Source organism: Thomasclavelia sp., assembly GCF_017889095.1.
Taxonomy (GTDB): Bacteria; Bacillota_I; Bacilli_A; order Erysipelotrichales; family Coprobacillaceae; genus Thomasclavelia.
Genome location: NZ_JAGHEW010000191.1, coordinates 1 through 8721, shown reverse-complemented (window position 1 = coordinate 8721; position 8721 = coordinate 1). Strand labels below are relative to the sequence as shown.

At 28.9% G+C, this 8721-nt stretch carries 8 protein-coding genes; 3 read left to right on the top strand and 5 right to left on the bottom strand.

What is annotated here, in order from left to right; genetic code table 11:
• Positions 1–6: 6 nt before the first annotated feature.
• Genes trxA through J7M77_RS08170 form a run of 5 tightly spaced genes read right to left on the bottom strand, consistent with a single transcriptional unit; the run spans position 7 to position 5030 of the window.
• A complete protein-coding gene (gene trxA, locus J7M77_RS08190; RefSeq protein WP_296877346.1) occupies positions 7–312 on the bottom strand; it encodes a thioredoxin in 306 nt (101 codons plus the stop codon).
• A gap of 46 nt (positions 313–358) precedes the next feature.
• The gene (locus tag J7M77_RS08185; RefSeq protein ID WP_296877345.1) at positions 359–1921 is read right to left on the bottom strand and encodes a hypothetical protein; all 1563 of its coding nucleotides are present in this window, start codon (positions 1919–1921) and stop codon (positions 359–361) included.
• Positions 1914–3788 carry an ABC transporter permease gene (locus J7M77_RS08180; protein WP_296877344.1) on the bottom strand — a complete coding sequence of 625 codons (1875 nt, stop codon included), beginning with the start codon at positions 3786–3788 and terminating at the stop codon, positions 1914–1916. The genes J7M77_RS08185 and J7M77_RS08180 overlap by 8 nt, the downstream gene beginning before the upstream one ends.
• On the bottom strand, positions 3763–4665 hold the full coding sequence (locus J7M77_RS08175) for an ABC transporter ATP-binding protein (RefSeq protein ID WP_296877343.1): 903 nt from the start codon (positions 4663–4665) through the stop codon (positions 3763–3765). Before J7M77_RS08175 ends, J7M77_RS08180 begins: the two co-directional genes overlap by 26 nt.
• A complete protein-coding gene (locus J7M77_RS08170) occupies positions 4665–5030 on the bottom strand; it encodes a GntR family transcriptional regulator (RefSeq protein WP_296877342.1) in 366 nt (121 codons plus the stop codon). Before J7M77_RS08170 ends, J7M77_RS08175 begins: the two co-directional genes overlap by 1 nt.
• Positions 5031–5199: 169 nt before the next feature.
• Between J7M77_RS08170 and J7M77_RS08165 the strand changes: the two genes are divergently transcribed.
• From J7M77_RS08165 to J7M77_RS08155, 3 genes are all read left to right on the top strand, one after another.
• A complete protein-coding gene (locus J7M77_RS08165) occupies positions 5200–6066 on the top strand; it encodes a DegV family protein (RefSeq protein WP_296877341.1) in 867 nt (288 codons plus the stop codon).
• A gap of 82 nt (positions 6067–6148) precedes the next feature.
• A complete protein-coding gene (locus J7M77_RS08160) occupies positions 6149–7906 on the top strand; it encodes a ribonuclease J (RefSeq protein WP_296877340.1) in 1758 nt (585 codons plus the stop codon).
• Positions 7903–8721 (top strand): metallophosphoesterase, encoded by an 819-nt coding sequence (locus J7M77_RS08155; protein ID WP_296877339.1) that lies wholly within the window; start codon positions 7903–7905, stop codon positions 8719–8721. The genes J7M77_RS08160 and J7M77_RS08155 overlap by 4 nt, the downstream gene beginning before the upstream one ends.

Sequence of the window (8721 nt, the reverse complement as noted above, 5' to 3'; positions counted from 1 at the left end):
TTTAACTTATAATACTTTTTGTAAATGACTTACGATTTCTGCTTCTGGTACAAATCCAGTAATTTGGTCAACTGCTTTTCCATCTTTAAAAATAATTAAATTAGGAATTGCCTGAACTCCATATCTTCTAGCGATATCGCTAGAATTATCAACATTCAGTTTATAAAAAGTTACATTTTCCATTTTATCAGCTAATCCTTCAATTACTGGTCCTAACATTTTACATGGCCCACACCAGTCAGCATAAAAATCAACTAATACTACACCACTAGCAATCGCACTATCAAATTCATTACTTTCTAATATTTTCATTTATATCACCTCTACTACATTATCCCAATTTATCAAATAATTACAACTAATTTGCTTTAATTTTATTATATTCTTTAATTGCCAGAGCCAATGGGTCATTGGAATAACAAAAAAATGTATGTGAATTATTATCTTTATCCGTTAATGTAACTGTCCGATAACTAGTTTCACCAACTTCTAATAATAAATTAAGATTATCTTCAAAACGTTTAAGTTGTTGTTCCAGTAAGTTTTTAAATAACAAAATATCACTTTTATTTATAATCTGATCAATAATACTGCCATTATCCAGCTCTTGAAAATCAACTAGAAAAGTAGTTTCTAACTGATTAACCATTGTATAATAATCACAGTACCAGCTTTTTAAGATTTCAGGGGTAAAATTACTAATGATTTCTTGATAATCATTGTAATTAACCTGATAATTACGAATTACTTGTTCATGATTATTTAAATTATAAACAAAGCCAATATTATAATTACCATAATCACACTTCTTTTCTAGAATATTTTCGTGAAATGCGACAATTTTTTCAATATCTGCTTTATTTTTTATATTATTATTTTCATTAAAAATTTCTGTTTCATTAACTAAATATTCAAGATCATGGTTAATTACAACTGATTGAATATCATCAGGAATATAATTTTCAATCTGCTTTTTAGAAACAAAAAATATCGATAAAGTCATGATTGATAAAACAATTGCTTGAAATAAACATATTAAATATTTAATTTTACGCCAATATATATATTGAACAATAAAAACACCGATAAAAGTGGCAATAATATTAATAATGATAAATGCTCTAATTGATTGCGAACTTAAATCCATTAAAGCGGTAATCGACCAGGAAACAGAAATAATTATCATCGCCTTAATTAATTCACCAATAATCGCAAAACTAAAACCATGATAATTTTTATTAATATCTCTTTTATCGCTGGCAATTGCAGCTAAAATAAATAAAACCAGTCCATAAAACAAATAAACAAGAACATAATCAAATTGAATTCTGGTTGCTTTTAAACCAATCAAATGATAAATCGGAATCAAAAAACTAACTACTGTTTTTGAAAGCGACATTGAAATAATTCCGCGAAAAAAAGTTTGATATACTGTAAATAAACATGAATATAAAAGAATCGGTGATAAAAACAGCACTATTTGTAATACTAAATCAACTGATATCTGACAAGTTACTAAAGTGCATAAATAACTTAACGTATAATAAACCCAAATCAGTAATAATGAATTAAGATAAATATTACTCACACCAGTTTGTTTAAAGCACAGTAATCCAAAATAATATATCGTTAAAGGAATTAACAAAACTGTTAAACCACTACAATATTTAATTAAAAATAGTCTTTTTTTAGTCACTGGCAGTGCTAATACTTGGCAATATCTACTAATATCAAATAAATACTGTAAATTATATATTGGTATAACGATAGAAAAAATAAAAATTAACACATATAAACTTAAAGCAGGCATTCCATTTTCATACGACAAAACAGTTACAATAAAACTAAGCAGTAAAAAGCTAATATAAATAATGATAATATTTTTTAATTGTTTTAAATCATTTTTATATAGACTACTCATTTGTTCCACCTACCTCAATTGATGTAACAACAATTTCATTATCAATCATTTCAATTACAAAATTTATCATCAACGATATTTTCATATTATCTTCAGTAACAATCTGATATTCGTTTTCAAAAAAAACCTGATGATCATTAAAATCTTTTAAAGCCGTTTGATTATATTCACAATAATATAAATTTATTTGCTTTCCAGCTAAACCACGCACTAGAGCCTGTTCCAATAACAAATCATAATCATCATTATAATCATCAACAATACTATCAAATAAAGCAAATGCTTCATCGATCAAAGTACTGCGTTTAATTAATTCAGGACTTTCTAAAAAACTAATAATTTCTGGCGAAGATAAGAAATAATAACTATTTTCACTGTTATTTCCATAACAATATTGAAGCTGTTTATTAATTAAATCCGCTGGTTTTATTTCTTGGACACTAGTCATTGCCAATAATTCTCTAAGTTCTGCCTGATTTAAATATATCTGCAAATCATCTATTGCAAAGATAACATAATCCTCACTTTCAATACCTTGATAATTTTTAATATCATCAAAATATTTATGGCCATCATTTTCAAAAAAATCAATTAGCACATCTTTTTCTACATATAAATCATAATCTTGACTGCCAAAAAAAGTTAATCTAACTAAACCGTCATGATTATTATCACAATGGATCATATCCCGATGTTTACTTAAATATTTTCGAAGCTCAAATGACAATGATGCATCAAATGATAATGAAATATCCTGAATCGTTCCTTCATCATTTTTAAACATTCGAGTAATGATTAAATTTTCATCTGACATATAAGTATCAGTAATTTTTAAATAACGATTATTCACCACAAAATAATTAACTGTAAAAACTAATGAAGCAATGAATAGATAAACAATTAAATTACGATAAATATGTCGTCCTTTAAACATAATTTCAACAATTAAAGTAACACTAATACAAACAATTAAATACAGCAATAACATCCATAATGTCCCAGAAAAACCATAGTTAATATCAATATCGCCAGCCATCAAAACCAAACAAAAAACTACTATTGAAATTGCAATTACTACTCCCGCTTTTATAAAAATATTAATCTTATGATAAACCAGCGGTTCTCCAACGTATTCATTTTCCCGATGTTTATAGATATAATAGCTAGCAATTAATAATAATCCAGCTGTAAATAAATGAAAATAAATATAATTACTTCCATTATTAATAAAATCAAGTCCCGCTACTAATGGAATCATTAAATAAAAATAAAAACTATCAATCCCCTGCATAGCAACAGGTACTAAATAAGGTTCAATAAAGATAAAGCCAATAATCAAAATTACTGGTAAAAAATACATAAAAATACTAAAAATCACTTGTCCCAGTCTTCTGCCAGAAATACTACAAACCAAAAAAGTGATCGTGTAATATACAAATAATAAAACAAAAATCATTATGATAAAACGATAAAAAAGATCACTAGTATAGTCATTATTACGGATACTAACCATTACTATTAACAAAATACCTTCTATTAATAATGTTACAAGAGCGATTAAATATCCCGCTAAATAATTAGTAAACCAGATACTTTTAGTTTTAAGCGGCAATGATGCAATCACCGATGATTTGGTTTTATCTACCAGATAACTTTGGAGATAACAAGGGTAAATAATCGTTAAAATCAAAGCACTTAAACAAAAAACAAATACACAAAGTATGTCGGTTCCTCCAGGAAATCCTGAAATAGCCGTTATCGCATAAACACCAATAAAAATTATTAATGAAATTTTGGCAGGAAAAAGATTATTTTTGATGATTAATTTCAACATACCAGTATTAATCCATGACTGCCTTAAGCTCATTATACTTGCCTCCTAAAGTATAAATAAAGATATCTTCCAATGAAAGAGGTAAAATTTCATTTACCAAAGGATGATACTTCGCAATAACTTGACAAATTTCATCAATTTTACCAACAACAATCAAAGTATGTACTCTACCAATCATTTGATGCGATAAAACATTTAGTTCCTGTTCCAAAGCATATACCTCATCACCATTTTCCAAGACAACCTGGATTTTATGATAATCTTCTTTTAATTTTTCTAACGACTCTTCAAATATTATTTTACCCTTACTAATTAAAGCAATATAATCACACATACTATCTAATTCATCTAAATGATGTGAAGAAATAAAGATCGACATTTTTCTTTCACTAACATCTTTAATTAAAATATCCCAAATCAATTTACGAATATGCGCATCTAAGCCATCAAATGGTTCATCCATAATTAAATATTCTGGTTTACAAGCTAACGCTAAAATAAACATTACTTGTTTTTTCATTCCTTTAGAAAATTTATTAAAATTCTCAAAACCAGTATATTTGAACATTTTCAAAAGTTTATTATAACGATTTTCATCAAAATTCGGATAAATCCCCTGATATAAAGTTTTAATATCTTCAATATTGCGCCCAAAAACACCAAAAAACTCATCCGGTATATAAACAAACTTGGCTTTAGCTTCAGGATTTTCATAAACTCGCATTCCATTGATTTCTACAAAGCCTAAGTCACCACTATAAACACCGACCAAATGGCGAATCAAAGTTGTTTTGCCAGCCCCATTTTCGCCAATAATTCCATATATTGAACCCTTAGGTATATTTAGATTAATATTGTCTAAAATTTGTTTATGATCTATTTTCTTTGATAATTCTTTTACAACAATCATTATTTTTCCTCCCACATCTGCTCTAAAAGCTGGCATACTTCTTCAAATGAAAGAGCAATATATTTACTTTTTACAACCACTTCTTTAGTTAACTGATTAATTTGATTTTTAAACAGTTCTGTTTGGGTTAATTGCTTGCTGCTAACAAAATTACCCTTACCAGGAATCGAATAGATAAAGCCTTGTTCTTCAAGCAAACGATAAGCTTTAAAAACAGTATTAGGATTAACATGCAATGATGATGATAATTCTCTAATTGAAGGAAGCTGGCTATCAGAAGGCATTAACCCGGTCGTTATATAATTAAGAAATTGTTGATAAATTTGTTCATAAATGGGAATATTACTACCATGATCAATTTTCATAAAACCGCCTCCTCTATAATAGTAGTATATCAAAGTTATATCTGTGTTACAAGTTGTAGAACAGTATCGAAATATCTTCATTTAAGCAATTAATTTTAATAAAACAATTAAAAAGTTTGCAATTTTCAAGAAATTAAGTACAATATGGTTTATAGATAGGAGGCTTTTTATGAGTAAAGTTGCAATTATTACTGATAGTAATTCTGGAATTACCCAAGATGAAGGGAAAAAATTAGGTATTAGAGTCTTACCTATGCCTTTTACTATTGATGGTCAGACCTTCTATGAAGACATTAATTTATCCCAAGAAGAATTTTATGAAAAACTAATGGGTGGGGCTGAAGTTTTTACTAGTCAGCCAGTTGTTGGTGATGTTAGTAAATTATGGGATGAAGTATTACAAGAATACGATGAAATTGTTCATATTCCAATGTCGAGTGGATTAAGCGGTTCTTGTCAAACCGCATTGATGCTAGCAAGCGAATATGACGGTAAAGTTCAAGTTGTAGATTCACAAAGAATATCAGTAACTCAAAAATGGGATGTCTTAGATGCCATTGAATTAGCTAAAGCTGGTAAATCAGCTTTAGAAATTAAAGAAATCTTAGAAACTAATAAGCTAAATGCTTCTATTTATATTACTGTAAATACACTTGAATATTTACGTAAAGGTGGTCGGATCACACCAGCTGTTGCCATTTTAGGTGGAATGATGAAAATTAAACCGATTTTACAAATCCAAGGTGAAAAGTTAGATACTTTTTCTAAAAGTAGAACAATGGCAAAAGCAACTAAAATTATGATCGATGCTATCAAAGAAGATATTGCTACAAGAATCGACCCTGAAGGTCAAGGTAAAAATGTTCGTTTATGTGTTGCTTATACTTATGATCGTGACCAAGGTCTAGAATTGAAAAAAGAGTTAGAAGCTCTTAGTCATGATTCAATAGTTTTTTGCGATCCATTATCATTAAGTGTTTCATGTCATATTGGACCACATGCTCTAGCATTAGCTGCATGTAAAAAGATTATTTAGGACAAGAAACTTTGTTTCTTGTCTTTTACTTTGTGTTATAATAATTAATAAAGAAGACAAAATAAAAATAAGGAGGAAATTTATGCAAGGAAAGCCAAATACATATAATAGACAATCTGGCAAATCACAAAATCGAAAAAAGAATTATCCAAAAAGAACTAATTATCACCGTCAAAATAGCATTGATACCAAAATCTTTGCCTTAGGCGGATTAAATGAAATCGGAAAAAATACTTATTGTTTTGAACATGATAATGAAATTTTTATTGTCGATGCCGGCATCAAATTTGCAGAAGAAGGATTACCAGGAATCGATTATATAATTCCTGATTATACATATTTAAAAAGAAACGAAAAAAAGATTCGTGGTCTCTTGATCACTCATGGTCATGAAGATCATATTGGTGGTATTCCTTTTTTAGTTCAAATAGTAAAAATTCCGTTCATTTATGCAACTCCACTTGCAAGTGCGATGATCAAACGAAAATTAGAAGAAAGACGACTTACTAATGCTACTAAGATCATTGAAATTGATGATGAATATCAAATTCATTCAAAATACTTTAATATTGGTTTTTTCAAAACTAATCACTCAATCCCTGAATCATTAGGTATTATCATTAATAGTCCTAATGGCAGAATCATTGAAACTGGTGATTTTAAATTTGATTTATCACCAGTAGGAGATGTAGCTGACTATCAAAAAATGTCATTTTTAGGGGAAACCGGAGTAACTTTATTAATGAGTGATTCAACTAATGCGGAAGTTCCTACTTTTTCTATTAGTGAAAAGAAAGTTGCCAATAGTGTTCAAGAAGAATTCAGAAAAACTGAAGGACGATTAATTGTAGCAACATTTGCTTCAAATGTTCATCGGGTCCAACAAATCGTTGAAGCAGCAGTAAAATTCAATCGTAAGATCTTAGTTTATGGTCGTTCAATGGAAAATAATATCCAAGTATCTAGAGCTATGGGATATATTAAATGTCCTGATCGTTTCTTTATCAAAAATGATCAGGCAAAAAGATTACCTGATAATGAAATACTAATTTTATGTACCGGTTCACAAGGTGAAGCTTTAGCAGCCTTAAGCAGAATCGCTAACGGAACTCATAAGTTTGTCAAAATCAAACCTGGTGATACAGTAGTCTTTTCATCAAATCCAATTCCTGGCAATGCTTATAGTGTCAATGTCGTCGTTAATAAATTATTTAGAGCCGGTGCTCGGGTTTTAACTAATACAACTTTTAATAACTTACATACTTCAGGACATGCTTCACAAGAAGAACAAAAACTGATGATGTTATTAACTAAGCCAAAATACTTTTTCCCAGTTCATGGTGAATATCGGATGTTAAAAATTCATGCCGAACTATCTCAGGACGTTGGTATCCCACCAGAAAACAGTTTTGTTTTATCAAACGGTGATACGATCTTATTAAATAACGGTGAAGCGCGTTTAGGACCAAGAATACATGTTGAAGATATCTATGTTGATGGTAATGATATTAGTGGTTTATCAACGGCAGTATTACGAGATCGTCAAATTTTATCAGAAGATGGAATGGTTTCTATTTTGATCAGTATGGATTCTAGAAGTGGTAAATTATTAACTCGTCCTGTTATTATCTCACGTGGCTTTGTTTATATGAAAGACAGTTTTAAAATGATTCGTGAAGCCGAATATTTAGTTGAAACTAATTTATCAAAATTATTGCAAGGTAAAACTACTTTCGGGGAAATAAAAAATACGACTCGTGATATTCTATCTTCATATTTCTATCGTAAAACAAAACGTAATCCAATGATTATTCCAGTAATCATGAATAAGAAAGTATGAAACGAAAGATTAGAATTATTAAATTATTAATTTTAGTAATTGTTGTAATTGCAATTAGCTTTACCTACTATTATAGCCACAGTATTGCTCCTGAAGGCTATAAAATAAAAGACACAACGATTAATAATGACAATTTGCCTGATGAATTTAAAGATTTTCGAATTGGTTTTATTAGTGATATTAATTTAAAAAACGATAGTGATATTAAAAGATTAGAAAAGATTGTTACAAGTCTAAACAAAGAAAAAGTTGATATGGTGATATTTGGTGGCGATTTATTTCAAAGTACCCCGTTTTCTAATGATCAAGTAATTGAAGTTTTAGGAAAGATAAAATCTAGCTATGGAAAATTTGCCGTTTTAGGTGAAAAAGACTTAACTACTGTTAATGATACTATTGCCATTTTAAATGAAGGCGGTTTTGAAGTTTTAAGAAACGAATATCGCCCTATCTATTATAAAAATGCCACAATTAGTCTATTTGGATTAGAGAGCAGCGGTAATCTCGATGGCCTAATCAACGACAATAACCGTGATAGCTATAAATTAGTTGCTGTTCATGAACCTGATTATTTCAAAGAAAGTGCCAAAAGCAAAATTGCCTTACAACTTTCAGGTCATACTATGGGTGGTTATATTCGTCTTCCATTTATTGGCGGTTTATTTAAACGAAATAACGGTTCTACTTATGTTAGTGGCAAACATTCAATTGATAACAGTCAATTAGTTATCTCAAATGGTTTAGGAATGGAAGATGGTTATGAATATCGTTTACTATGTCCTAATCAAATTAATATTGTAACTTTAAATAAATAG